At 47.9% G+C, this 24,836-nt stretch carries 24 protein-coding genes and 1 riboswitch; of the genes, 6 read left to right on the top strand and 18 right to left on the bottom strand.

Annotated elements, in window-relative coordinates; translation table 11 throughout:
- The first annotated feature begins 5 nt into the window (after positions 1 to 5).
- On the top strand, positions 6 to 2,081 hold the full coding sequence (locus C8D98_RS09375) for a Tle-like phospholipase domain-containing protein (protein ID WP_132873869.1): 2,076 nt from the start codon (positions 6 to 8) through the stop codon (positions 2,079 to 2,081).
- A 45-nt stretch (positions 2,082 to 2,126) separates the two neighbouring features.
- On the opposite strand, the gene C8D98_RS09370 is transcribed toward C8D98_RS09375, so the two are convergent.
- The 9 genes from C8D98_RS09370 to C8D98_RS09330 all read right to left on the bottom strand — a co-directional run bounded on the left by C8D98_RS09370 (position 2,127) and on the right by C8D98_RS09330 (position 11,373).
- Entirely contained in the window at positions 2,127 to 3,692 is a 1,566-nt protein-coding gene (locus tag C8D98_RS09370; protein ID WP_132873868.1) for a nitrite/sulfite reductase, read from the bottom strand.
- Between the two features lie 7 nt (positions 3,693 to 3,699).
- A complete protein-coding gene (locus tag C8D98_RS09365; RefSeq protein ID WP_132873867.1) occupies positions 3,700 to 5,049 on the bottom strand; it encodes a sulfate adenylyltransferase subunit 1 in 1,350 nt (449 codons plus the stop codon).
- 1 nt (position 5,050) lies between these two features.
- A complete protein-coding gene (gene cysD, locus C8D98_RS09360; protein WP_132873866.1) occupies positions 5,051 to 5,932 on the bottom strand; it encodes a sulfate adenylyltransferase subunit CysD in 882 nt (293 codons plus the stop codon).
- Between the two features lie 17 nt (positions 5,933 to 5,949).
- Positions 5,950 to 6,648, bottom strand: a complete 699-nt coding sequence (locus C8D98_RS09355; protein ID WP_165871262.1) for a phosphoadenylyl-sulfate reductase — start codon at positions 6,646 to 6,648, stop codon at positions 5,950 to 5,952.
- Positions 6,638 to 7,711: a sulfate/molybdate ABC transporter ATP-binding protein gene (locus C8D98_RS09350; protein WP_132873864.1), complete on the bottom strand. Its 1,074-nt coding sequence runs from the start codon at positions 7,709 to 7,711 to the stop codon at positions 6,638 to 6,640. Before C8D98_RS09350 ends, C8D98_RS09355 begins: the two co-directional genes overlap by 11 nt.
- The gene (gene cysW / locus C8D98_RS09345) at positions 7,708 to 8,541 is read right to left on the bottom strand and encodes a sulfate ABC transporter permease subunit CysW (protein WP_132873863.1); all 834 of its coding nucleotides are present in this window, start codon (positions 8,539 to 8,541) and stop codon (positions 7,708 to 7,710) included. Before cysW ends, C8D98_RS09350 begins: the two co-directional genes overlap by 4 nt.
- Positions 8,541 to 9,356 (bottom strand): sulfate ABC transporter permease subunit CysT, encoded by an 816-nt coding sequence (gene cysT / locus C8D98_RS09340; protein WP_207891256.1) that lies wholly within the window; start codon positions 9,354 to 9,356, stop codon positions 8,541 to 8,543. Before cysT ends, cysW begins: the two co-directional genes overlap by 1 nt.
- Positions 9,357 to 9,608: 252 nt before the next feature.
- Entirely contained in the window at positions 9,609 to 10,601 is a 993-nt protein-coding gene (locus C8D98_RS09335) for a sulfate ABC transporter substrate-binding protein (protein WP_132873862.1), read from the bottom strand.
- Between the two features lie 217 nt (positions 10,602 to 10,818).
- Complete coding sequence (locus C8D98_RS09330; RefSeq protein ID WP_132873861.1) at positions 10,819 to 11,373, bottom strand: helix-turn-helix domain-containing protein; 555 nt, start codon at positions 11,371 to 11,373, stop codon at positions 10,819 to 10,821.
- A 100-nt stretch (positions 11,374 to 11,473) separates the two neighbouring features.
- Here C8D98_RS09330 and C8D98_RS09325 point away from each other — a divergent pair, with 100 nt between their 5' ends.
- The gene (locus C8D98_RS09325) at positions 11,474 to 12,376 is read left to right on the top strand and encodes a DMT family transporter (RefSeq protein WP_207891255.1); all 903 of its coding nucleotides are present in this window, start codon (positions 11,474 to 11,476) and stop codon (positions 12,374 to 12,376) included.
- Between the two features lie 253 nt (positions 12,377 to 12,629).
- Here C8D98_RS09325 and C8D98_RS13995 read toward each other — a convergent pair whose 3' ends face one another.
- Complete coding sequence (locus tag C8D98_RS13995) at positions 12,630 to 13,469, bottom strand: DMT family transporter (protein WP_132873860.1); 840 nt, start codon at positions 13,467 to 13,469, stop codon at positions 12,630 to 12,632.
- Positions 13,470 to 13,752: 283 nt separating this feature from the next.
- Between C8D98_RS13995 and C8D98_RS09315 the strand changes: the two genes are divergently transcribed.
- A complete protein-coding gene (locus C8D98_RS09315; protein WP_132873859.1) occupies positions 13,753 to 15,054 on the top strand; it encodes a citrate (Si)-synthase in 1,302 nt (433 codons plus the stop codon).
- A gap of 217 nt (positions 15,055 to 15,271) precedes the next feature.
- Here C8D98_RS09315 and C8D98_RS09310 read toward each other — a convergent pair whose 3' ends face one another.
- From C8D98_RS09310 to mobB, 5 genes are all read right to left on the bottom strand, one after another.
- Positions 15,272 to 16,603: a nitrogenase component 1 gene (locus tag C8D98_RS09310; protein ID WP_132873858.1), complete on the bottom strand. Its 1,332-nt coding sequence runs from the start codon at positions 16,601 to 16,603 to the stop codon at positions 15,272 to 15,274.
- Positions 16,596 to 18,104 (bottom strand): nitrogenase component 1, encoded by a 1,509-nt coding sequence (locus tag C8D98_RS09305; RefSeq protein ID WP_132873857.1) that lies wholly within the window; start codon positions 18,102 to 18,104, stop codon positions 16,596 to 16,598. Before C8D98_RS09305 ends, C8D98_RS09310 begins: the two co-directional genes overlap by 8 nt.
- Before the next feature lie 9 nt (positions 18,105 to 18,113).
- On the bottom strand, positions 18,114 to 18,992 hold the full coding sequence (locus tag C8D98_RS09300) for a nucleotide-binding protein (RefSeq protein ID WP_132873856.1): 879 nt from the start codon (positions 18,990 to 18,992) through the stop codon (positions 18,114 to 18,116).
- Between the two features lie 104 nt (positions 18,993 to 19,096).
- The gene (locus C8D98_RS09295) at positions 19,097 to 19,288 is read right to left on the bottom strand and encodes a YezD family protein (RefSeq protein ID WP_132873855.1); all 192 of its coding nucleotides are present in this window, start codon (positions 19,286 to 19,288) and stop codon (positions 19,097 to 19,099) included.
- Between the two features lie 225 nt (positions 19,289 to 19,513).
- A complete protein-coding gene (mobB, locus tag C8D98_RS09290; protein ID WP_165871261.1) occupies positions 19,514 to 20,014 on the bottom strand; it encodes a molybdopterin-guanine dinucleotide biosynthesis protein B in 501 nt (166 codons plus the stop codon).
- A 76-nt stretch (positions 20,015 to 20,090) separates the two neighbouring features.
- Between mobB and mobA the strand changes: the two genes are divergently transcribed.
- The 3 genes from mobA to trhA all read left to right on the top strand — a co-directional run bounded on the left by mobA (position 20,091) and on the right by trhA (position 22,431).
- Entirely contained in the window at positions 20,091 to 20,678 is a 588-nt protein-coding gene (mobA, locus tag C8D98_RS09285) for a molybdenum cofactor guanylyltransferase (protein ID WP_132873853.1), read from the top strand.
- A gap of 1 nt (position 20,679) precedes the next feature.
- The gene (locus C8D98_RS09280; RefSeq protein ID WP_132873852.1) at positions 20,680 to 21,609 is read left to right on the top strand and encodes a DHH family phosphoesterase; all 930 of its coding nucleotides are present in this window, start codon (positions 20,680 to 20,682) and stop codon (positions 21,607 to 21,609) included.
- 174 nt (positions 21,610 to 21,783) lie between these two features.
- Entirely contained in the window at positions 21,784 to 22,431 is a 648-nt protein-coding gene (trhA, locus tag C8D98_RS09275; RefSeq protein ID WP_132873851.1) for a PAQR family membrane homeostasis protein TrhA, read from the top strand.
- On the opposite strand, the gene C8D98_RS09270 is transcribed toward trhA, so the two are convergent.
- The 3 genes from C8D98_RS09270 to C8D98_RS09260 form a co-directional block, all read right to left on the bottom strand.
- A complete protein-coding gene (locus C8D98_RS09270; protein ID WP_132873850.1) occupies positions 22,428 to 22,718 on the bottom strand; it encodes a DUF1330 domain-containing protein in 291 nt (96 codons plus the stop codon). The two genes, trhA and C8D98_RS09270, sit on opposite strands and share 4 nt — an antisense overlap.
- A 125-nt stretch (positions 22,719 to 22,843) precedes the next feature.
- The gene (locus tag C8D98_RS09265; RefSeq protein WP_132873849.1) at positions 22,844 to 24,088 is read right to left on the bottom strand and encodes a serine hydroxymethyltransferase; all 1,245 of its coding nucleotides are present in this window, start codon (positions 24,086 to 24,088) and stop codon (positions 22,844 to 22,846) included.
- A 57-nt stretch (positions 24,089 to 24,145) separates the two neighbouring features.
- A riboswitch (ZMP/ZTP riboswitch) is annotated at positions 24,146 to 24,235 on the bottom strand.
- 37 nt (positions 24,236 to 24,272) lie between these two features.
- Complete coding sequence (locus C8D98_RS09260) at positions 24,273 to 24,692, bottom strand: rhodanese-like domain-containing protein (protein WP_132873848.1); 420 nt, start codon at positions 24,690 to 24,692, stop codon at positions 24,273 to 24,275.
- Positions 24,693 to 24,836 lie beyond the last annotated feature (144 nt).

The raw sequence follows: 24,836 nt of genomic DNA, 5'->3' as shown, positions 1-24,836 counted from the left end.
ACAAGATGGATAAATTGTATCTGCCTATAAAAAGGAATCTGCTGAAAACGGCTCCGGTGCTGAGCGAGACAGTCTATCTGAAGGCTTCTTCCGAGCTTGATGATGTGCTTAAGAAGATAAAGGATCTGGAACAGAAATATCTCAGCAACCCCGACAGCGTTTCGCAGGCTGATGCGGCTGCTCTTATCCGGCAGACCTACTCGGTTGCGATAGAGATGTTCGAAGATAAAATACGCTCCGGCTACAGCCTTTTGCCGGAAGAGCAGGCTATACTTGAGCTTTGCAGAAGAGAAGTCGGTCGCCCGCCGGCACTTCAGGGAGTGCTCGGATTGCTCTTCCATTCCATCAGCAGAATACGGGACGTTGTTGATGACCTTAAGGAGTGGTTTGGTATTTCTTCTGCGGATGATATGGCGGGAAGGTATCTGGCTCAGGCCGGAGATACTCTTCTGCCGCAATACAGAAGCCTTATTCAGGGCTGTTTCACGGCTATTCAGGATTTCTTTGCAAGGGTCTTTGAACCCGAACTGCTCAACATTGCGGCGGCGCAGTTGGAGGCTGCCCTCTATTATCAGGTTAAATGTGTGAACATCGATAAACCGACGGCATCCCAGATGCTGACTTTTGCAGATTTTGCCTATTCAGGCATAGATACTTCAAAAAGCGGCGGCTATGTGAATTTGAGTAAAGCGGAATTGCCGACATATCTGCAACCGGTTTATGACGAAGCCAAAGGGCTTATCACAAGCTCAAGGGGGCTGAGAGCATGGCTTGGCAAAAAGGACAACAATATAGTGGTCTCCTTTTCCGGCACAGACAGCCTCGACATGGTATATGCCGATATAGAGCAGCTTTCGGCTCCCAGTCTGCTTTACCTGAAGTCGGCGGGACTGCTTAAAATTATGCTGGACAGCAACCCCGGTAAAAATTTTTATGTTACCGGACATTCACTTGGCGGCGGACTAACTCAGTTTTCACTCACAGCCAACGCATCAGGCAATATCAGCCGTTTATCCGGCTTTGGATATAATCCGGCTGGGCTCTCCGAAATATCCATGATCCACCTGAAAAAGGACAGAATGAACCAGTCGAAGAACAATATAGAAATATTCATGACCGCTTACGATCCGGTCTCCACTTTCGGCGGTAAACTGGGGTGTCTTGTCACCCTGCCGAAATCCACCCATAACGGACACGGAATTAAAGACCTTTACGAATGCATGGCTATTTATCTGAGAACATCTGCGGTTCTGAAAGCATTTGAACAGATTTCTTTGCAGGGGATCGAATACTCAGCGGACGATTTTGTTCCCTATGTTAAAAAAACAGGATTAAAGGATTCAGGTTCAGAAAATTACTGGCCATGTTTCAACCCTGACTACAAATCAGGAATATCAAAATCTTTTGCTGTAACCATTGCGTCAAAATCACTGCTGAACACAATTCAGCAGCCGAATATAACCTCCGATTTCTGTGCGGGGATTTATAACAAATTCAACGGGTGCAGTCACTCTGCCGTAAACAGATTATTTCTTGCCGCTGCCGGACAGGCTCCTGACACGGTGAATTCGTCTGGTGATGCCCACGCCGCAATAATATACGGTAAATTCGGGTTCGGCAAAAAAGAGTTCATAGATATGCTGACTCATGCATATGTAGAAAGTTCATCAGTTTACGATGAATCCAGAAGCACCTATGAAATGGCTCTGGCTGCCGTGCGCAATCCTTTTCCGTACGAGCTTCAGGCCTGGCGGTACATTCTTATAAACGTATTCGGCATAAGTGATCTGGACTCGCTTCTGGCAAAATATCCGCAGGCGCAGAAAGAACTTGAAAGTCTTCTGATAAAATTTGCTTCAGACAAGGAGGATCTGTTTGTTTCTATCCGGCAGAACAGACCACCGACTCAGGACGAAAAGAATCGTCTGGGAGCCGGGCTGGAACAGCTGGCAGTCAGCAGCACCGACCAGCTTTTGGACAGAGCGGTTGCGTATGGGGTGATGTCTGGTGCTCAACGGATTCTGGTGAAACAGTATATTGCAGATTTTTGCGGACTGGTGCGAAAAGGGATCGCAGGTTAGATATATTTAAGCCCCGCTTTCGGGCGGGGCTTGTTGATTATGCGGTCAATCGGAGCTTTGCGAAGAGTCCCTTATTATTTCCTTTGCCTTGTCAATGCCGTCTGTTCCCAGAAACAGCCTGAAATCCGTGAATCCTGAGTTTTTGAACTCCCTGAGAAATTCAACAAAGAACTGAGGTATCTTTTCTGCCTCAAGCTCTCCGGCCTCTTTGCCCAGCTCATCTGCGGAGCCGCCCAGATATATCTTGTAGGCCTCTTTACCCTTGCTCAGTCTTCCGCTGAACCCTATGTCGGATATTACGGTGTGTCCGCATCCGTTGGGGCATCCGGAAATTCCGACGTTTATCCCTTCGACTTCCTTAAGGTCTGCTTCCGCCTTTACGGCATCTATTATGCCTTTGTGAAGAGCTGATGAACGGGTTATGGACAGGCGGCAGAAATCTGCTCCCGCACAGGTTTTAACATCACTTATGAAGCTGTTCAGCTTCGCAAGGTTGCTGATGCTCTCTCCCAGCTCCTTTGCCTCTTTCAAAGCGGAGGCCGGGATGTTTTTCAGCAGAATGTTCTGTGTCTGAGTGAATCTTATCTCTGTTTCAGGATATTTTGAGGCGAAGTCAGCTATCTTTTCGCCTGTTTCCACAGATATGTTCCCGAAAAAGAGGGGAATTTTTACAGTGAACCTGTTTTTCTGCCTCTGACGGGTTACAAACGGGGTGATTTCCGCATCCGCATCCGGTGCGTCACCGACCACTGGAAGTTCTGCGGGAATAATCTTCAGGGAAGAATCGTCTTTCAGTTCTGCAAATTTTTCCTCCGCAAGCCTTTTAAACTCAGCCGCACCCAGTCTCTCTATGAGAAAGCGCAGGCGTGACTGATTTCTGGGCACATCCCGTCCGTATTCATCGAACACCTTGTTGAACACTGTGGCCGCAATCAGAATGTCCTCTGCGGGCAGAAATTCGAATATCTCGTGCCCGATGCGGGAAGATACGCCCAGTCCGCCCCCAGTGTAGACTGAGAATCCGTGAACGCTGTCCTTTATCTTTGCGATGAGACCCAGGTCGGCGATTTTTGCCAGCGCACGGTCGGCAGCGGAGGACGACAGAGCTATCTTGAACTTGCGGGGCAGTGTGGCAAAAAGGGGATTTTCAGGCAGTCTGTTGGAAAGCTCAAGCCCCCATGGGGCGACATCGAAAACATCGTCCGGCGACGTTCCCGAAAGCGGGTCTATGAGTACGTTGCGCACACAGTTTCCCCCTGCGGTCTTCGTCAGCAGGTTCAGTTTTGCCAGTTCCTGCTGAAGAACAGCGAGATCCTCTTCCGCAACCCCGTGGAACTGAACGTTTTGGCGGGTGGTGATATGCAGAAAACCTCCCGCATACTCTTCTGCCAGTGCCAGAAGCGATTTCAGCAGGTCGGGGGTTATCAGTCCGCCTGCAAGTCTTACTCTCTGCATGTATGTTCCTGCCGTTTTCTGTTCATATATTCCAAGCGGCGGGCACAGTTTTTTAAAATCCTCTGAAGTCAGTCCGCCGTCTAAAAATCTTACATGTTCGGCGGCGAATGCCTCAACAGTTTTTTCGTAGCCCTCGGGCAGTCTGTAATATCCCATAAGCTCCTCAGTTAGAAATTTCTTTGCATTCCCAGTGGGGATAGTGCTTTCTGACGTATGCGTTAAGCTCTATCTCCTGCTGGCTGTAGATTCGTTTTGTAAGGGTTTCGGTGGCGATGGATTCAAGGATAATCCCGCCGCCGGCTATGTTGTATTCATCGATTATGACAAATCTGCCGAGTGGTTCGTTGTTCTCGAAAGTGTCGAAAGCAAGGAAGTTTGACGTGCGCAGAACGACAGTGGCCGCTTCATGGCGTTTTATGTCGGTGCGGTTGTCGTTGTTGTCCAGACTTTGGGCATCGATGAGCTTTTCGATCTTTTCAATCACAACCGGAGATTTTGAAGCCGCCAGTTTCAGCTTATACTGTTTTCCTGTCTCAAAAGGCTTGTTGCCAAGCCAGAAAACGTTTGCACGGAACAGGTTTGATGTTTTGAGGTCAGACTGACCCTCTACCACAGCCACCTCACCGGGCTTGACGTATATCTGGGTTTCAAGGGTGAACCCTGCGGCCTCGCCTGCGGAGACGGAATATTTTATCGGTGTGTTGAACGATTCGATACTGCTCACCCGGCTGGACTTGCCTGAGGGGAGGAAAGTCACCTGATCGCCAACGCTCACCGAGCCTGAAACAACAGTGCCCGCAAAGATACGGCGGTCGTCGTTATTGGCCGTAAATTTGTATACGTCCTGCAGTGGCATTGCGAAAGGTTTTTCGTGGAGTGCTTTGTCCTCTTCAAAACCGTCCAGAGCCTCAAGGATTGTTTCGCCAGTGTACCACGGCATTTGTTCGGAGGTGTTTTTCAGGTTGTCGCCCTCTCTGGCGGCAACGGGGATGAAGTGTTTGGGGGTTATTCCAAGCCCCGCCAGATATTCGCTGTAGTCTCTGACTATATTGTCAAAGGTCTCTTTGCTGTAGTTCACCAGATCCATCTTGTTTACGGCGACCACAACCTGACGGATGCCCAGCAGAGAGAGCAGAAGCCCGTGTCTGCGTGAGTTTTCGGCTATTCCTTCCTTGGCATCGATAAGCAGAACCGCCGCCGATGCTCTGGATGCGCCTGTGAGCATGTTTTTCAGGAACTCTATGTGACCGGGAGCATCAATTATTATATATTCCCTCAGGCTGCTCTTAAAAAAGACTCTGGCGGAATCGATTGTGATTCCCTGTTTCTGTTCGTCTTCAAGAGCGTCCAGCAGAAATGCGTATTCGAAGGGGCGTGCGTTCTTTGCGCACATGCTTTTAACCGCTTCCAGCTTGCCTTCGGGCAGGCTGTTGGTGTCCGCCAGAAGGCGGCCGATGAGTGTGCTTTTTCCGTGGTCAACGTGACCTGTTATAACGATGTTCATTCTGTTCATATTACATATACCCGTCTTTTCTCAGTTGTTCCAGCGTACCGCCGCCGTCTTTGTCCTGTTCTCGTCCGGAGCGTTCGGCAATGTTTCTGAATTTGCCGCTTTTAAGCTCGGCTATGATCTCCTGAACGTTTGAAGCCTCCGACTCCACCGGGCTGGTGCAAGGCCAGCATCCCAAAGAGCGGTATCGTTTACCCTGTCCGTTATTGAAGTAGATGGGAATCACGGGGATATTCTCCCGCTCTATGTATTCCCAGATATTCAGCTCTGTCCAGTCCAGAAGAGGGTGGATGCGGACGTGGGTTCCGGGTGCAAACTCGGTTTTATACTGGTTCCAGAGTTCAGGCGGCTGGCTTGCGGTGTCCCATTCGCTCTTTTCGTCCCTTGCGGAGAAAACACGCTCTTTTGAGCGGCTGCCCTCCTCATCGGCACGAACCCCTGCGATCACCCCTGTGAAAGCATCTTTTGATGTGTCGGGCACAAGCTCGCCCGTGTCAAAATCCAGCCTCTGTCTCTCCCATTCGCCGGAGAGGGTATATTTAAGCGCATCGGTTTTAAGTCTCTTACAGCAGCCCAGTCTGTCAACCTTGCCGTCGGGGAAGGTCTCTTTGTTTTCCAGAGCGGCTTTGTTCTGACCAACTATAAGGTTTATGCGGAACTCACGGCAAAGCTCGTTCCGGTATTTTATCATCTCCGGTATCTTATAAGCCGTGTCTATATGTATCAGCGGAAAGGGAACGTGTCCGAAGAACGCCTTTCTGGTGAGCCAGAGCAGGACAGTGCTGTCTTTGCCTATTGACCAGAGCATTGAAAGGCTTTTGAACTCCCTGTATGCCTCCCGCAGGATGTGTACGCTGTTCGCTTCCAGCTTATCCAAATGATTCATTTTTCACCTCAGATTTTCTATTTGTGTTTAACGTGCAGTCCGCATTCCTTCTGCGTGGGGTCTTCCCACCACCATCTGCCCCTGCGGATGTCCTCGCCGGGCTGAACAGGTCTGGTGCAGCAGGCGCATCCGATGCTAGGATATCCCTGCTCATAAAGCGGATTCAGCGGAATTTTTTTGGCTTCGATGTAATCGAACATCTGACTCGTAGTCCATCCCAAAAGAGGGCTTAACTTATAAACCCCGGTTGCCTCATCATATTCTATTGTCTCAAGGTCTGTTCTGGTGGGTGACTGCTGTTTCCGCAGACCCGTCAGCCAAAGGGGAAAGCCTTTCAGATATTTCTGAAGGGGGTTGACCTTGCGTACATGACAGCAATGCTTACGAAGTTCGGCGCTTTCGTAGTAAAGCTGTTCGCCGTGTTCGGCCACCATCCTTTCAACTTCGCCCTCGTCAGGCCTTATGACGTTTATCTTTATTCCGTAGAACTCTTCAATGCTTCTGTTGTATTCTGCGGCCTCTTTGAACAGCTTTCCCGTATCAATTGAAAAAACGTCCGGATTCGGGTCTATCTGCTTCACAAGGTCGAGCAGAAGAACGTCCTCTGCCTGCTGACTGAATGCAACAGTGTATTTTTTGAACCTGCCGAGGAAGAACCGCAGAGCCGCCAGCGAATCCTCAACCCTCCATTCGGCTGAAATATCCTTATATGACATAGTCGATGTCCTCTTCGCCCTTGGTGTAGACCTTCTGGTTTTTGAAGCGCACTTTAACATACTGGTGCAGCTTCAGTTTCAGGTCTCTCCATGTTTCGGCGGTGACCTCGGCATCGATGTATGTCCCGTCCTCTTCCGAGAGCAGCTCAATGTTTGCCACAGAACCTTTCAGCCTCATGAACACCACTTTGGCGAGGATTCCCTCTTTGTTGTCGGCATCCAGAATCTCCACGTCATGGGGGCGGACATAGAGAGATGCGTCCTTTATCTCGGAATCATCGTTTATCTCTGCGGCGTTGCCCAGAACAAGGCTTCCGTTCACCAGACGGGTGTGGAACAGGTTAACGTTTCCGAGGAAGCTGTATACGAAGCTGTTCGCAGGTTTTTCGTAGACCTCTTCGGGGGTTCCGGCCTGTTCAATGCGCCCTTTGTGCATGATTACGATGCGGTCGGCTACCTCAAGAGCCTCCTCCTGATCGTGGGTGACGAATATGCTAGTTATGTGAAGCTCATCGTGCAGCCTTCTCAGCCATTTGCGCAGGTCTTTGCGCACCTTTGCATCCAGTGCACCGAACGGCTCATCCAGAAGCAGAACCTTCGGCTCAACAGCCAGTGCCCTTGCCAGAGCAACCCGCTGTCTCTGTCCGCCTGAAAGCTCCGAAGGGAACCTCTGCGCCAGATTGTCCAGTTGAACAAGGCTCAGAAGCTCCTGAACCTTCTCTCTGATGCGCTCTTTTGACGGGCGTTCCTTTTTGGGCTTGCAGGTAAGTCCGAACGCAATGTTCTCAAATACGGTCATGTGGCGGAAGAGGGCGTAATGCTGAAACACAAAGCCTATGCCCCGTTTGCCCAGAGGCTGTTTTGCCGTGTCCTCGCCGCCGAAGATTATCTGTCCGCCGCTGTAGCTCTCAAGCCCCGCAATTGTGCGAAGCAGAGTGGTTTTGCCGGAACCTGAAGGGCCGAGAAGTGAGATAAGCTCGCCGCTCTCAATATCCAGATTCACGTCTATCAGCGCATGGAGGCTGTTGTAGTGTTTATTCAGCTCCCTTATCTCAATTTTCATGCTTCCCCCCTTGATCTGTTTTCCAGAATGCGTTTTGCTATCAGAGTTATTATGGCTGTGAGAGCCAGAAGTGTTGAAACAGCGAACGCCGCCGTAAATTTATATTCGTTGTAGAGTATTTCAATGTGCAGAGGCATGGTGTTGGTCATCCCTCTGATGTGGCCGGAAACCACCGAAACCGCCCCGAACTCGCCGATGGCTCTGGCGGAGCAGAGCACTATTCCGTAGAACAGACCCAGCTTTATATTGGGAATGGTTATCTTGAGGAAGGTTTTCAGCGTTGACGCTCCCAGAAGTCTTGCCGCTTCCTCCTCTTCGGTTCCCTGTTCCTGCATCAGCGGGATCAGCTCACGGGCAACAAAGGGGAAGGTGACGAAAATTGTCGCAAGGACAATTCCGGGCACCGCAAATACTATCCTTATGTCGTTTGCCTGTAAAAACTTCCCGAAAAGTCCGCTTGTGCCGAACAGCAGGATGAAGATAAGACCCGCAATTACAGGAGAGACCGAAAAGGGCAGATCAATGAGTGCCGTCAGCAGGTTTTTACCTTTGAAGCGGAACTTTGTAACAGCCCAAGCGGCGGCGACACCGAACAGAGTGTTCAGCACAACGGCGCAGAAGGTTGCAAACAGTGTGAGTTTCACTGCGGAGAGTGCGTCCGGATCGGATATGGCTTTAAGGTATACCTCTGTGCCGTCACGAAACGCCGTAACGAAGATGGCCGCCAGCGGCAGAGCCAGAAGCAGGAAAAATGTCAGGAAGACAAAGCCGATAAGGCTGTAGCGCACCCAGCGGGGTTCGCTGAGGCTTCTTTTTCTGATGTTCGCCATTACTGCTCCCTCCTGATGAATTTTTTAAGCACACCAAGAAGAAAAAGGACTGTGAAGGCGGTCAGAAGGGTCATAAGGGCGAGGGCGTTTGCCGCCGCATAGTTGAACTGCTCAAGTTTTGTGATTATCAGCAGGGGCGTTATCTCGGTTTTAAAAGGCATGTTGCCGGAGATAAAGATTACCGAACCGTATTCCCCAAGACCTCTGGCGAATGCCAGCGCAAAGCCCGTTATAAGCGACGGGGCTATTATGGGGAAAATAACTTTTGTCAGCGTCTGGATTCGGGATGCGCCAAGACTGGCCGCCGCCTCCTCCAGTTCGGATTCAAGCTCCTCAAGAGCCGGCTGAACCGTCCGCACAACGAAAGGAAAGGTTATGAAGATCAACGCCAGAGCTATGCCCGTCTGGGTAAAGATCACCTTTATCCCGAACTTGGCCAGAATAGAGCCTATCCATCCGCTTTCTGCGTAAAGTGCGGTTAGTGTTATCCCCGCAACCGCTGTGGGCAGTGCGAAAGGAAGATCCACTGCGGCATTGATTATGGATTTCCCCCAGAACTCATATCTGGTGAGAACCCATGCCATGATGAAGCCGATGATAAGGTTTACAAACGCCGCCGTAAGCGAGGCGAGTATGGTCACCTTATAAGAAAGAAGTGCCCGCCTGTCCAGCACAGTGGCGAGGAAATCGCCCCAGCTCATGGACATTGCGGACAGAAGAACGGTTGACAGCGGTATTATCACTATCAGGCTGAGGTATAGCAGGGTGTAACCCATGGATATACCGAAGCCGCCTATGACATTATACTTGTTCACATTCCCTCCTTGTGTTCAAGTAAAAAAGGGCTTTTGCTTTTCTCCCTCCTTTAATAAAGGAGGGTTGGGGTGGATTTTCATTATTATCTTAATGTAAATCCCCTTAAATCCCCCATTACCAAAGGGGGATTTAAGAGAGGACAATATTTTTTACCATCAATATGGTCACCCGTCATTCTGAGGCTTTTGCCGAAGAATCTCTGATTGAGATCCTTCGCTGCACTCAGGATGACAGTGTGAGATATTCAGTGCTTATTTGCCGTAGATCTGGTCGAAAGTTCCGCCGTCATCAAAATGGGTCTTCTGAGCCTTACGCCATCCGCCGAAAGTTTTGTCCACTGTCACCAGTTTGGTCTTAACGAAGAACTTGCCGTATGCATCCAGAGCTTTCTTGTCTCTGGGGCGATAGTAGTTCTGTGCGGCGATACGCTGGCCATCAACTGTATAGAGGTAGTTAAGGTATGCTGTTGCAACGTCTCTTGTGCCTCTTTTGTCCACAACTTTGTCAACCACTGCAACAGGGGGTTCAGCGAGAATGCTGAGGCTGGGTACGACTATTTCGAATTTATCCTTGCCAAGCTCATTAAGAACAAGGAAAGCTTCGTTCTCCCATGAAAGGAATACATCGCCTATGCCCCGCTCAACGAAGGTCGTTGTTGCGCCCCTTGCGCCGGAGTCAAGCACGGGAACGTTCTTGTACAGAGCTTTCACAAATTCCTGAGGATTCTGCTTGTGTTCCAGAGCGTATGCCCATGCGGCAAGATAATTCCATCTGGCTCCGCCGGAAGTTTTGGGGTTGGGGGTGATAACTGCCACACCGGGTTTGATAAGGTCGTTCCAGTCTTTGATGCCTTTGGGGTTATCCTTTCTTACGAGGAAAACGATTGTTGATGTATAGGGTGAGCTGTTGGATTTAAAACGTTTCTGCCAGTCAGCAGGGAGGAGGTTGCCGTTGTCGTGGATGGCATCGATGTCGTATGCCAGAGCCAGAGTAACAACGTCCACCTCAAGGCCGTCTATAACCGAGCGTGCCTGTTTGCCTGAGCCGCCGTGGGACTGTTTAATGGTGACGTTGTCGCCTGTCTTTGCTTTCCAGTATACGGCGAAAGCTTTGTTGAACTCTTCGTAGAGCTCTCTGGTGGGATCATAGGAAACATTCAGGAGCGTAATGTCCTTTGCCAGAAGCGTGAGAGGCAGTGCGAAGAGCACAGCAATTGTCAGAAAAGGTTTCAGCAGTTTTCTCATATCAAAAACCCTCCGGTTTATTTGGTGAATGAGTTTTAATCTTTTTAAATCTTAATGTCAACTAAAAATATAGATTTTATAGATTTATTATTCGGAATGAATTTTAAGTAAATTTTATGGTTAATTAAGTAGATTATAATATAAGTTGAAGAGGATTGCCTGATGTCGGGGAAGATTTGAAAAAAAGGAAGACCGTTCTTAAATATCTAACTGGTCGTTAAGACATATAACTCAACTGCATAATAGCTGTTACAGGTGTTTCACTTATACATCTATATATATGACCACAGTCAGCACTGAATTTTATAAACTCACCGCTTTTGATCTGGTGAGATTTATCTTTCACAATTACCTCTAAAACTCCCTGGGTAACAAAAATATATTCGAATAGACTCCCATTATGCGGTTCCCCGCTGAAAGTGGTGTTTGGGTCAATTTCAAAATAATATGTCTCGAATGAGTGTTGCGGGCTGAATGGGATGAGGGGATAAATCCTGTAATGTCCTTTTTCAGCCAGAATAGGCTTATTAAATTTAAAAGATTGCACTTCAGTATGGGTATCCTGCTCTGCCATAAGAGCTGTAAATGAAATACGAAGACCGTTCGCCACTTTCCACATGGTAGTAATGGTTGGACTGGATTTGCCCATTTCTATTTGCCGCAGCATGCTTTTGCTGACTCCGGTAAGTTCTGCAAGCTGCTCCAGGCTAAGCCCACGGCTTTCCCTGATATTCTTGAGATTGTAAGAGATAGCGTCAATAGACTGGTTCATATAGCATTCACCTTGACAATATATTGCACTTGGATTAATTTTGCGTTCATATGGGCACTATATTGTACAGTTGTAAGTGTCTTTTTTCAAGGGGTGTTTCGTGACCACACAATCAATGAGATCGGAAATTAATTTGCTGCCCATTTTAGCATTCTGTGCTTTAGGTCTTATCTGGGGTTGTAACTTTATTTATATAAAGATGGCGGCGAATCTCATAACACCAATGCAGATAGTACTATACCGTGTAGTTCTTGGTTTTATCTGTGTTGCGGCATACGCTATTTTCAAAGGATATATTCGTATTTCGCACTTAAAATATTCTATACACTTTGCTGTGATGTCACTGCTTGCAGCTTCGGTCTATTATCTGGCATATGTGAAAGGCATAGTCTTGCTGATGTCTGGTGTAGCAGGTGCATTAAGCGGTTCAGTGCCGCTATTCTCTTTCATACTTGCGGTAATATTTATTCCTGAGGAAAAAATAACTCTCACTAAAATCATAGGAGTATTAACCGGTTTCGCCGGTGTTGTTTTGATTGCAATGCCATCGGGGAGCACTATTCTGGAATCTAATATAAAAGGAGTGCTTTATATAGCATTCGGCTCTCTTTGTCTCGGTGCTTCGTTTGTTTACGCTAAAAAGTTTGTAATGCCTTTAAAGCTTCCCACAGCTGCTCTTACCGCTTATCAGCTCGGTTTCAGTTCATTAACCATGCTGCTGTTCACCGATTACAAAGGAATCGGAGCCGTTTTTAATGATCTCCACACGGCACTTGGGCTTTTTATAGGATTGGGACTGCTGGGAACCAGTCTGGCTTATATAATTTATTACTATCTCGTAAAGGAAGTAGGAACAGTTACGGCATCTTCTGTGACTTATATCCCGCCTGTTGTTGCGTTATTCATCGGCGCAGTTATAGTTGGAGAGCCGATAACAATTACAGATTACATTGCGACCATTATGATATTTATGGGTATTTTTCTGTTGAGGAAGAATAAGTAGCAACGGGAAGTAGGGCGTGGTAATATCAGCGCATCAGAAGTTATATAGAGAGGCGGGCGAATGCTCGCCTTTTTTCTTTTATTGAGTTATGCAGTGACCGGATAGTGACCAAAAGCAGATTTTATTAAATACGTTGATGCGTGGCGTTTGTATCGCTGTATATAAAAAAGGAAGGCCGGCCTCCTGCCGGCACTCACGGTGAGCTCCGTCTCAGTGGCGCGGTTGTTCCGCTACCGCAGATGGTATTATCAAGTTACATGCCAATTTTGATAAACATTATGCCCGCCATGATGATCAGAGTGCCTAACATCTTATAAACAGTCAGTTTTTCCTTGAAAAAAATGATACCCATGACAGCTCCGAACAGTGAGCTGACCTGTCTGAGAGCAGATGCGTAGGAAAGGTTTACCATGTTAAGCCCGTATCGGTAGGAAATAAATGACCCGAATACAACAAGCCCTGCAAAAATAACCCACCATTTATCTTTTTTTACATAATTAAACGTTATTTCGCCACTGCGTATAGAATAAACAAATATGAACATTGTCATAAACAATGACATTGAATAGACGTATAGGATGAAATTGGCTCCAGACACGCCTTTCTTGTCCATCAGTGCGCCGAAGGAATAAAAGAATGCTGCGGCAAGAGCAAACGCAGCGCCTTTTCCAAATTCACCCCACTTACCCTTGGTGCGGTTTAGAACAGCTGTTCCCAAAACTGTTAAAATGATGCCTGAGAGACCCATAACTGTCAGATGTTCTTTAAGAAAAATCACAGCCCAGATCACAATGAAAAACGGCGATGCTGTGGTGAGCGGATAAACCAATGATACATCAGAATATTTGTAGGCGCTGGAAACGAGGATATGGTAGGTTGAGAAAAAAATGGAGGCGATGAAAGCCGTTATCACCACTCCTTTTTCGAAGTACAAATATTCCGGAAATACTATAGGGTATATAGCCGTAAAGAACAGAATATTTGCAAAATGCATGTAAAAATTGAATGCATATTTATTTTCTGCCCTTTTCAGCAGTATATTCCAGAGCGAGTGGGTGAAAGCACTAAAAATTATAAAAAGAAATCCAAGCATTTTTAACCATATGTTTTTTAGTTTGAGTCAACGAACTGCGATATTTGAGATACCGTCTTTTTGTCTCTTTATTTTTTGAATTATGACATTCTTCTGACAGGCTTGTCAAGAATAAATAATTGTCAATAAAGTATAAAATAATGATTAGTATGGTTTTTGATTATAGGATTTTTCTATGTCGTAATGCACACTGTATACAATTTCTATGTTGACATGCGCTATCATTAATGATAAAAATAAACACTGTTTAAATCTGACGACAAAATAAAGTGGAGGCATTTCAATGGGACTTAAAGAAGTACTCAAGCAGAAAATCGATGCTCACCGCCCCAGAACGACCAAACTCCTTAAAGAGTTCGGCAACGTTAAACTCGGCGAATACACAATAGAGCAGTGTATCGGCGGCGGCAGAGGAATTAAATCTCTCGTTACGGATATCTCCTACCTCGACCCTATGGAAGGCATACGTTTCCGTGGACTTACTATTGATGAAGTAATGACAAAACTCCCCAAACCCGATGGCAAAGACTACCCCTATGTCGAAGGTTTCTGGTATTTCCTCCTTACAGGCGATGTTCCCACTAAAGAGCAGGCTCTTGAAGTTGTTGCCGATTTCAAATCCCGCGCTCAGGTTCCCCAGTACGTTTTCGATGTGCTCAGAGCTATGCCCAGAGACGAGCACCCCATGACACTTTTCTCAACTGCAATACTTGTTATGCAGCGTGAGTCTAAATTCTGCAAATTCTACAACGCCGGCTTCAATAAAATGACAGCTTGGGACAGCATGTATGAAGACGCTACCGATATTCTGGCTAAACTGCCTGAAATCGCAGCATATATCTACAGAATGAAATACAAAGGCGATACTCCCATCGCTCCCGACTACAGCCTCGATTTCGGCGGCAACTTCGCTCATATGATGGGCATCAAGCCTCCCTATGACGATGTTGCAAGAATGTACTTCATCCTTCACTCCGACCATGAGTCAGGCAACGTTTCCGCACACACAACTCACCTTGTTGCGTCTGCGCTTTCCGATGCATACCTTTCTCTGTCTGCCGGTCTGAACGGTCTTGCAGGTCCTCTTCACGGTCTTGCTAACCAGGAAGTTCTTTCATGGATTCAGGAAGTTTACAGAAAACTCGGCGGAAAAGTTCCCACTAAGGAAGATCTTGTTAAATTCCTTTGGGACACTCTGAACAGCGGCGCAGTTATCCCCGGATACGGCCACGCAGTTCTCAGAAAAACCGACCCCAGATACACTTCTCAGCGTGAATACTGCCTTAAGTATATGCCCGATGATGAACTGTTCAAAATCGTTTCCATGATCTATGAAGTTGCCCCCGGCATCCTTCAGGAGCATGGAAAAGCCAAAAACCCCTGGCCCAACGTTGACTCTCAGTCCGGCGTTATCCAGTGGTACTACGGCCTTACAGAATATGACTTCTACACAGTTCTGTTCGGCGTCGGCCGTGCATTCGGTGTTCTTGCGAACATCACTTGGGACAGAGCTCTCGGCTACGCTATCGAGCGTCCCAAATCAGTTACTACAGCTATGCTTGAGGAAGTTGCAGGTATTAAATAATCTGCGCTTTCGGGCAAACGATATTAAAAAGGCGAGCTTAACGGCTCGCCTTTTTTTGTTTGGATTTGAGTTGAAAAAGCGGTCCGGTTTTGCTGACTGCTCTGATATGTTCATGAGTTGGAAGACTGCTTCGTCAGCTTATGGCTTCCTCGCAGAGACATACAGTTGTTTCAGCTGATCCGAACCGCCTTTTCTTTTTCCACAGATTTCAAAGGGTCTATCTTGGGGAGACAAGAACGCTTAAGAGATCCTCTGACAGAGTCAGTCCCCCTTTAAAACCTGTGTATCCCCTGTTGATTATAACTCTGTTGGACACTGGAAACGATATGCTCAGATGTCCTGCGCCCAGCTGTTCGGCTGTGGCTCTTTCCAGAGAACTGCCCGCAACGAATGCCGGAGAGAAGGTGTTCGCATATACTCCGTGTCGGTTTTCATCCCATATTTCTTTAAGATGCACAGCCGATTGACTGCCGTCCGTATCGAAAACAACGTGGACGTCGGAAGTTATGCCGTCTGCCAGCAGTTCTTTTATCCTGTCCTGTTCTTCCGGAGTGAGGATATCCGTGCATTGAGCCAGAACAGGAACCCAGCCTACCTCGTTTGCCAGAAATTTTGTTACAGCCACCGAGTAGTTCGAGTCGCCCACCACCAACGCATAACGCTGAAAGTCCAGATCGGTGTAGCAGTCGGTGAGCAGTTCCAGATATTTGTAATATTTTTCTGTCTCGCTCTCTATGTAGCTTTCGGAATCTATCCCCAGAGCGGAGGATACCGCACGCACGAACGATGCCGAAGCCGCTGCGCCTATGGGCAGGGGCAGTGAGGTGTAGGGAGTTTTATGTATTCTTTCAAACTCCGCCGCAGGGTCGATTCCGTACACGCCTGAAACCACAACGTTCAGAGATGCAGACGCCGAATATTCAAGGTCTGCTAGCTTTGAATCCGGCGTAAAGAAAACGTTCGCCTCTATTCCGGCACCCCTGAGCAGGTCTCTTATGCCTTCAAGGTTTCCACGCCAGAAAGGATCTACGAAGGGAACTATGCCGAAGATATTGACCCTGTTGGGTATTTTCTCCTGTGCTGGTTTAACGAAGTCCTTTATCAGGGCTTTCAGAACTATGTCATACCCTTTGTATGAACTGCCTTTGAATCCTCCGGTGAGGGCGGCGGCAATCTCAACCCCGACCTCTTTAAATTCGTTTATGACGGCATTAACATCATCTCCGATTATCTCCGTGACGCACCCCGTAAGTACCAGATAGAGCTTTCCGTCCAGAACTTTAAGAGTGCCTTCTATCTCTTCTTTCAGGCGATCCTCTCCGCCGAAGACCACTTCGTGTTCCTGAACGTTCGTACCAGCAGCCGCCAGAGCCGCACAGTGGCCGCTGACCTGACATCCGCTTCCGCCGTTCTGCCCCCATGCGAAGGATCCGGCACAACCCGAACCGGAGTGGACGATAGATACCGTTTCGGGAAGTGCCGTAGAGGTGAAAAATGCTCCGCCGAGAGCACATGAATATCTTGGACGTTCTATAAAGTGTTCAGCCATCTGAGTTTCCTCCTTTAATGTAGGCAAAGGGGCTTTCGCTGTACCATTCCTGCTTATAGGGAAGTGTGACATGCTTCGACAGGTTTCTGTTGAATGAGGGGTTCTTCAGAAGTCTGTAAAGCCTCTTTGCCAGCTGATAAGCTCCGGCGTAGCCTATGTAGGCGATACCGGAATAATAGATCGGGTGGGTGGGGATTCCTAGTTTCGCCGCTGTGGCGTTTCCGTTAGTGTGACCGAGAAAGAGGTCGGGCTTCAGCTTTTTCAGCAGATTGGCCTCTTCAAACGGCTGAACGTTTGCTATATTGACAACATAGTCGCTTTTGGCGGACCTGTTCAGTTTTTCATATTCGTTGTCGGCAAAGGCATCGTGATGGAACGACCGTATGCCGACCACTTCGAAACCCAATTCTTCAAGAAGCAGTGAGGTTGACAGCGCACGGAACTCTCCCGCACTCACAAACACCCTCTTGCCTTTAAAATATTCTTTGAACTGAGCCAATGCCTTATGCAGAGCTGTCTCTTCTTCCTTTATCACGGTTTCGGCCTCTGCGCCAAGTCCCAGTCTGTCGGCGATATCCTTCAGCCACAATCCGGTGTTTTCAATTCCGATGGGCATGTGGGCGAGGGTGTATGGCACGTCGAAACGCTCTTTCAGATAGTCGAGGAAATAGTCGTCGTGGGTGGGGCATGTGCTTACGGAGAGAGCCGCCTGTGATGCCTTCACAAAGCTCTGGGGATGGGCGTAGACGGGAAAAATATTAGCCTCAAGACCTATCTTTTTCACCAGTCTTTCAAGCTCCAGCTCGTCTATTCGTCCCATTGAGGAGACGTTCATGATATTGATGGTTTTTTCAAGTCTGGGCAGTTTCAGATCCTCACGGATCTTTGAGACATCGCCCAGTTTCCCTGAAAAGAGGGTGCGGCTTATGCCGTGGTATACCGCATCGTAGGCCGTTGCCCATATTTTTGTGCGGAAGCCTTCGCAATGGACAGGCAGGAGCACAGCATCCACCTCCGGCTGAACGTTCTGGATCACGGCGTCGATATCGTCGCCGATTATTCCGGGAACACATGCCGACACAACGGTTATGCAGTAGGGTTTATAGCGTGCGTCTATCTCTTTTATGGCTTCGCTGAGCTTCTCTTCTCCGCCGCTTATCACATCGGTTTCGTTGAGAGCTGTGGATGCCCAGATGACGTCGGTCAGCTTACCTGTTCGGGCGAGGTTGCCGTAGCGTACACTGCCGTTTTGCGAGTGCGTTGCCGTGGAGCATCCCAGCGAGCTGTGCAGGAGAACAACGTTGCCGGGCATGCTGTTCAGCATGCCGAGAGCTGGCAGCAGAAGGCATATTGACCCCTGCTGAAATCCACGCTCGCCGTCCTGCATCAGACAGGCTTTTCCCTTTTTGTTTCCCATGCCGCAAACGGACGAACCATGGGCGATACATGCGTTGAGTCTGTCCTCCCTTTTCGGGGGCTGCTTCAGTTCGTAGTAACTCATTTTGCGCTCCTATATGCTTGCGCCGGTGCTCTGCACCGTACCTTTTTCAAGTTCCAGCAGTTTTTCAGACCAGTCAGATGCCCATTTGCGCAGTTCCTCAACCTCAAGGGGCTGCGGAATCTTCGATTCCTGGTGCTGTGCCACTTTTCCGGCAAGGTTCAGGTATACCTGAGCCTGAGCGGATTCGGGAAAAGCCTCCAGAGTGGTCTGCCCCTGAAGTTCGCTCTGGGTGACGGTGAGCGAGCGGGGGACGTATTCCATTATCTTCGTTCCGGTGCGTTCTGCAAAATCATCGATGATGTCCTTGGAATAGGGCTGGTTCACCGAGTTTGCTATTATTCCGCCCAGAAGAGCACCGTTCTGGTTTGAGTATTTCCGTATTCCTGTGAAGAGGTTGTTTGCGGCGTAAACCGCCATGAAATCCGACGAGGAGACGGTAAAAACATGATCGGCTATGCCTTCCCTGATGGGAACGGCGAATCCGCCGCAAACAACGTCACCCAGAACATCGAAGATAACGTAGTCCAGATCAAGCTCTTCAAAAGCCCTGAGCTGTTTCAGAAGCTCAACGGAAGTGATTATGCCTCTGCCTGCACAGCCGACACCGGGGGCAGGGCCTCCCGCCTCAACGCAATATACGTTGTTGAAGCCTGTGTAGACTATTTCGTGCAGCTTCGGGGTGTTCTTGTTTTTAAGAATCTCAAGGATGGTGGGGATGTACTCGCCGGAGCGCAATGTTACGGTTGAGTCGCTTTTGGGGTCACACCCCACCTGTAAAACTTTGTAGCCCAGCACGGACAGAGCCGCACTCAGATTTGAGGTGGTAGTGGATTTTCCGATACCGCCTTTTCCGTAGATAGCAATTTTTTTGATAGCTTTTGCACTCATGCCTACTCCTGTTAAAACAAAAAAAGGCCGAGAATAGGGGTTCTATTCTCAGCCTCCGGTTTACCGGTCAGTCTGGTTTCATATTCAACTGTAAGGGCGGCGGGTTAAATTCCCGACCAGTCCTGATGTACGCTTTTTGAAATGCGTATCTTTTCGTTTCGGTCAACCTGTATTATGCGTCCGTCCTGAATTATGATGGTCACAGTTCCGAACATTACGGATGATACAAGTTCTTTCACCAGTCTTTCGATATCGCTGTTCCATGCTGTTGGCCGTTGAAGTCGGTTTGCTGTCATAATGAACACCGTTAATATCCACAATCTCTATAGATTTTATATTATAAATTAAAAAGAAATGCAAGCGAAAAAAAAGGCGGAACAAATTTGTTCCGCCCATATGGTTGATGTTGTTATCAGTGGAGTAAGGTTTCCGTCATTCTGAATGTAATGAAGAATCTCTTGTTTGAGACTCTTCGGCCTGCGCCTCAGAGTGACGGCAGATTCTTCTGGTTTGCCGAAAGCCTATTTCAGTGCTGTTTCGATTATAAAGTTCGCAATCTCCTGCGGATTGTTGAGGTCAAGCAGTTTTCTGCCCTGAACCTGAGGGTTGTCTGGCATGTCAGTTGCCACGGCGATGAGGTTTTCATCCTCGGCGCATTGCAGTTTTGTGGAATAGCCGCTTCTGAACACCTCGATCTTTTTTTGCAGTTCCTTTTTGAAGCCTTCTGCTATTATAATGTCGGTGTAGTCGGGAAGCATTGCGGTCAGTTCGTCGATGGATTTTTCTTTATCCACATCACATATCATTGCGAACTTGTCCTTGTTGGAAATCAGAATGGCTCTGGCTCCCGCCTTTTTGTGTCTCCAGGTGTCCTTGCCCTCCTTGTCCATCTGAAAGTCGTGGGCATCGTGCTTAACGGTTGATACGTTGTAGCCTTTTGCCGTCAGCAGCGGAATCACCTTCTCAATTAGAGTGGTTTTGCCGCAGCCGGAAGTCCCCACAAAAGATACTAAAGGTTTCAAAATACTCCTCCGTTGGTGTATATATGTTTTTAGAATCTAGTCTCAAAATAGCGAAATTGCAAGAAAGGTTGTGTAAATGATTAGAAATGCAGCGATTATGGCGGGAGGCCAGAGCAGAAGATTTAACTCTGACAAGACTTTGGAGGTGATCGGCGGGCACAGACTCATCGAGTATCCGGCGATGGAGCTTGGAAAATGGGCTGACAGACTTGTCGTTGTTGCCAAGGACTGCGGAAAATATTCATTTCTGGATCTGCCCTGTGTTCAGGACGAGCAGGAACAGCAGTGTCCGATGATAGGCATTCTGACTGCGCTGAAGCACTTCGGTGAAGAGGTTTTTGTTGTTGCGGCTGATACCCCTCTGGTAAATTCCGCACATGCGGAAAAGCTTCTTGCCGCCTGCAAGGGGCATGATGCGGCTGTGCCTGTTATCTATGGAAAGACGCATCCTCTGTATGCCTGCTATGCTCCTTCCATGATACCAGTTTTCGAGAAGCAGGTAGCCGCAGGAAATTTCCGCCTGATGAACGCATTTGCGCTTTCGGATGTGGTATATTTAGATGAAGGTCAAATATTGGCCTCGGAAAATGAAAAAATATCGTTTATAAATATAAATACCAAGGATGACCTGACAGCGGCTCAGGATTATTTGAAAGGAGAATAGGATGGCTGATAAAAAGTTCAGACTGGTCACCAGAAGCGACTTTGACGGGCTGGTTTGCGCCGTGCTTCTGAAAGACATGGATATTATTGATGAGATAAAATTTGTTCACCCCAAGGATATGCAGGACGGTCTGGTGGAGATAACCGATAACGACATCACCACAAACCTGCCCTACGTTGAGGGTGTGCACCTTGCGTTCGATCACCACCTGAGCGAGACCATCCGTGTGGGCAAAAAAGACAACCATATAATAGAGGCGTCTGCTCCCTCCGCCGCCAGAGTGGTTTATAACTACTACGGCGGAAAGGAGAGATTTCCCAAAATAGGCGACGATATCATGGAGGCAGTTGACAGGGGCGACTCTGCTAACTTCACCCTTGAGCAAGTTCTGAAACCCAAGGGCTGGGATCTGATGAACTTCCTCATGGACGCCAGAACAGGGCTTGGCCGTTTCCGTGATTTCCGCATCTCAAACTATCAGCTTATGATGAAGCTTATAGACCTCTGCAAAGACCACTCCATTGACGATATCATGCAGGATGAGGATGTGAAGGAGAGGGCGGAGCTGTATTTCGAACAGCAGAGACTTTTTGAAGATCAGATAAAAAGATGTGCGAAGGTATACGGAAACCTTGTTGTGCTCGATCTTCGCAACGAGGACACCATCTATGCGGGAAACAGATTCATAATCTATGCTCTGTACCCTGAGCAGAACATATCAATCCATGTTATGTGGGGACTGAAAAAGCAGAATACGGTCTTTGCCACAGGAAAATCCATTTTCAATAAGACCTCGAAAACGAACATCGGCGAACTGATGCTTTCTTACGGCGGCGGCGGACATATGAACGCCGGAACCTGTCAGGTCGATAACGATTTTGCTGAACAAAAGCTTGCCGAGATTGTCAGAAAGATAAACGCTGACGGCTGATAAAACATCAACGTACCGCCGTCAGAGCTTTTGGCGGCGGTTCTTTTTTAATCAACATTTGTTAATTAATAAAAAAGGTTCTTTTTAACCTTTTTTTGTATTGACAAACAGGTTAGCAAACGAACATATTATACTAAGTGAGACTCAGTATCATATTGTTTCAAGGAGGCAGGCATGACCATTAAAGATCCTGTTAGCGGTATATCACATCTTGTCGGAGCTATTTTTTCACTGGCCGCTCTAACGGTTCTGGTTGTGCTCTCGTCGTATTACGCCACAGTGTGGCACATCGTGTCCTTCTCAATCTATGGAGCCAGCATGACCCTGCTTTATCTGGCCAGTGCGGCGTACCATATCTTCAACCTTGGCGAAACGGGAACGAGAAGACTGAAAAAAGTTGACCACGTTATGATTTTCATGATGATAGCGGGAACCTATACGCCCTTCTGTCTGATTCCGCTGAGAGGCGGCTGGGGATGGAGCATTTTCGGCGTTGTGTGGGGAATGGCTGTCCTCGGAATATTCTTTAAACTGTTCTTCATCCACGCTCCCAGAGTGATATCCACAGTGATATACATTATCATGGGCTGGATAAGCGTTGTGGCCATCTATCCCATAGTAAAGAACATACCCACCGGCGGCGTGCTCTGGCTGGTTGCGGGCGGACTGTTCTACACTATCGGCGCAGTGGTCTATGCCCTTAAGCGTCCGAACTTTTCAAAACACTTCGGGTTCCATGAGATATGGCACTTCTTCGTCCTTGCGGGCAGCACATGCCACTTTATGACGATGGTGCTCTACATCCTCTGGATAAACCCCTAAAGGCCTTCAACAGCTATAGCTTTTCCTATTATCGCTTTCGAGCGCAGATGGATTATGCCGTGATATTCGTTTGATGCGAAGCAGTCTTCGTATGCCTTTCTGTCGGGAAACCGGATTATTACGGCTCTTTCCGGCCTCCAGTTCTTGCTGACTGCTATTATGTCCGTTGTTGATGCGAGATATTCTCCGCCGTATGATTCGATGATGGGTCTGGCTCTGGATGTGTACTTCTGATACATGGCTTCGTCGGTAATCTGTTCTGTCTGGATTATGAGATATAAAGACACTTCAAAGATCTCCCCTGAAAAAAATAAATAATAATATTAAACGGAAAAAAGCGGAAGGTGAGAAACCCTCCGCTCCGTCTGACCGGAACGGAAGGTAAAAAACCTTCCGCTTTCAGATGTTAGGTTTAGTATGCAAGGCCGGGAGGAGGGAACTTTCTGCAAAGATCCTTAACCTCTTTGGCGATTTCATCGAGAAGAGCTTCATTCTCGAAATTTTCGATAACTTTGTTCATCCACGCAGCGGTCTTTTTAACCTCTTCCTCGCCGAAACCTCTGGAGGTTACAGCGGCAAGACCCAGTCTGATGCCTGAGGGATCGAAGGGCTTGCGTGTGTCATAGGGCACAGAGTTGTAGTTAAGCACAAGTCCGGCCTTGTCCAGAGCTTTTGCGGCCTGTTTGCCTGTTACGTTCTTGTTTGTAAGGTCGATGAGCAGAAGGTGGTTGTCGGTTCCGCCTGTAACAAGATTGAATCCGTAACCTTTAAGCTCTGTGGCCATTGTTTTTGCGTTTTTGCAGATGTTCTCGGCATAAGCCTTGAACTCAGGCTGCATAGCCTCTTTCAGAGCCACAGCGATTCCTGCTGTTGTGTGGTTGTGGGGACCGCCCTGAAGACCGGGGAAAACGGCCTTGTCGATGGCCGCCGCATGTTTTTCTTTGCAGAGGAGCATGCCGCCTCTGGGGCCTCTGAGGGTTTTGTGGGTTGTGGTGCTGACAACGTCCGCATAGGGAACGGGGTTGGGGTGTGCGCCGCCTGCCACAAGACCTGCGAAGTGAGCCATATCAACAAACAGGATTGCGCCGACTTCGTCAGCTATCTCTCTGAATTTTGCGAAATCCAGCTGACGGGGATATGCGGAGTGACCTGCGATTATCATTTTGGGCTGGTGTTCGATCGCCAGCTTTCTGATTGTGTCGTAGTTCAGCAGACCTGTTTCTTTATCAAGTTCGTAGGAAACGATGTTGAAGTATTTGCCTGTGATGCTGACGGGTGAGCCGTGGGTAAGGTGTCCGCCGTGGGGCAGAGCCATGCCGAGAACTGTTTCGCCGGGTTTGACGAAGGCAAGGTAAACCGCAAGGTTTGCGGGTGAGCCGGAATAGGGCTGAACGTTTGCATGTTCCGCACCGAAAAGCTCTTTCGCACGTTCAATTGCCATCACTTCGATGGGGTCGATGAACTGCTGACCTTCATAGTATCTTTTGCCGGGGTAGCCTTCTGAGTATTTGTTTGTGAGAACTGTGCCTGTGGCGTCCAGAACCGCCTGAGAAACGTAGTTTTCAGATGCGATCATACGGATCTTGTCGATCTGTCTCTCTTCCTCTTTTTTAATGAGATCATAAAGCTGAGGATCGAAATTTTTGAGATTTTCCATTGAAAAAGCCTCCTTAAGTGTCCGAAAACAAAAAAAGCGTCCGGACGGTTCATCATTGTGAACAGCCCAGACGCACGGCTTTAGTAGTTATACTCCCCACTTCCCGGAGGTGATCCTCCTTAATTTGCGTCAGTCATGGGGTTCGCCCTTCTTGTAATAAATTCCTGTCCGCTTGTCAAATGATTTATTTGTAAGGAACGTATACGAGGCCGTTGTTTTTTCCTTCCTTAAGTCCGCCGAGAACGTCGAAAGCGTTAACATAGCCTTTTTCTTTCAGCAGGCCTATGACTTTGCCTGTTCTGTTGCCTGAACGGCAGATGATTCCGAATGTTTCGTTCTTTTTAACCACTTTGTCGATCTGTGCGAAGAAATTGGGGTTAACGTTTCCGTTGTCGTCAAAATATGTGATGGTGTAGGAACCCTGAAGGATGCCTGTGTCTTTCCACTCTTTTTCTGTACGGATGTCGATAATTTTGACTTTAGAAGCCGCCAGAGCGGGTGTAAGGGGCTGATCCTGTGCCGCCAGTGCGCTTGTGTGTGCCGCAAAAAGAATGAGCACTGCCGCCACAACAACGGTAAAGGCTCTCTGAATGTCTCTTCTCATATTTTCTCCTGTGAAATGATTTCGGTCATTATATTCATTGCATCGGAAAATCAAACAGGAAATTTGATGTTTACTGTTTTTTTAGTTCAGTTTTTTGCAAAAATAATATTTAATGAGCCAAACATTATTGAAATGTGCTTATTA

The sequence above is a fragment of the Seleniivibrio woodruffii genome (assembly GCF_004339245.1).
Classification (GTDB): domain Bacteria; phylum Chrysiogenota; class Deferribacteres; order Deferribacterales; family Geovibrionaceae; genus Seleniivibrio; species Seleniivibrio woodruffii.
The sequence above is the reverse complement of the archived record's forward strand: the minus strand, read 5'-3'. Positions and strand labels throughout refer to the sequence as shown.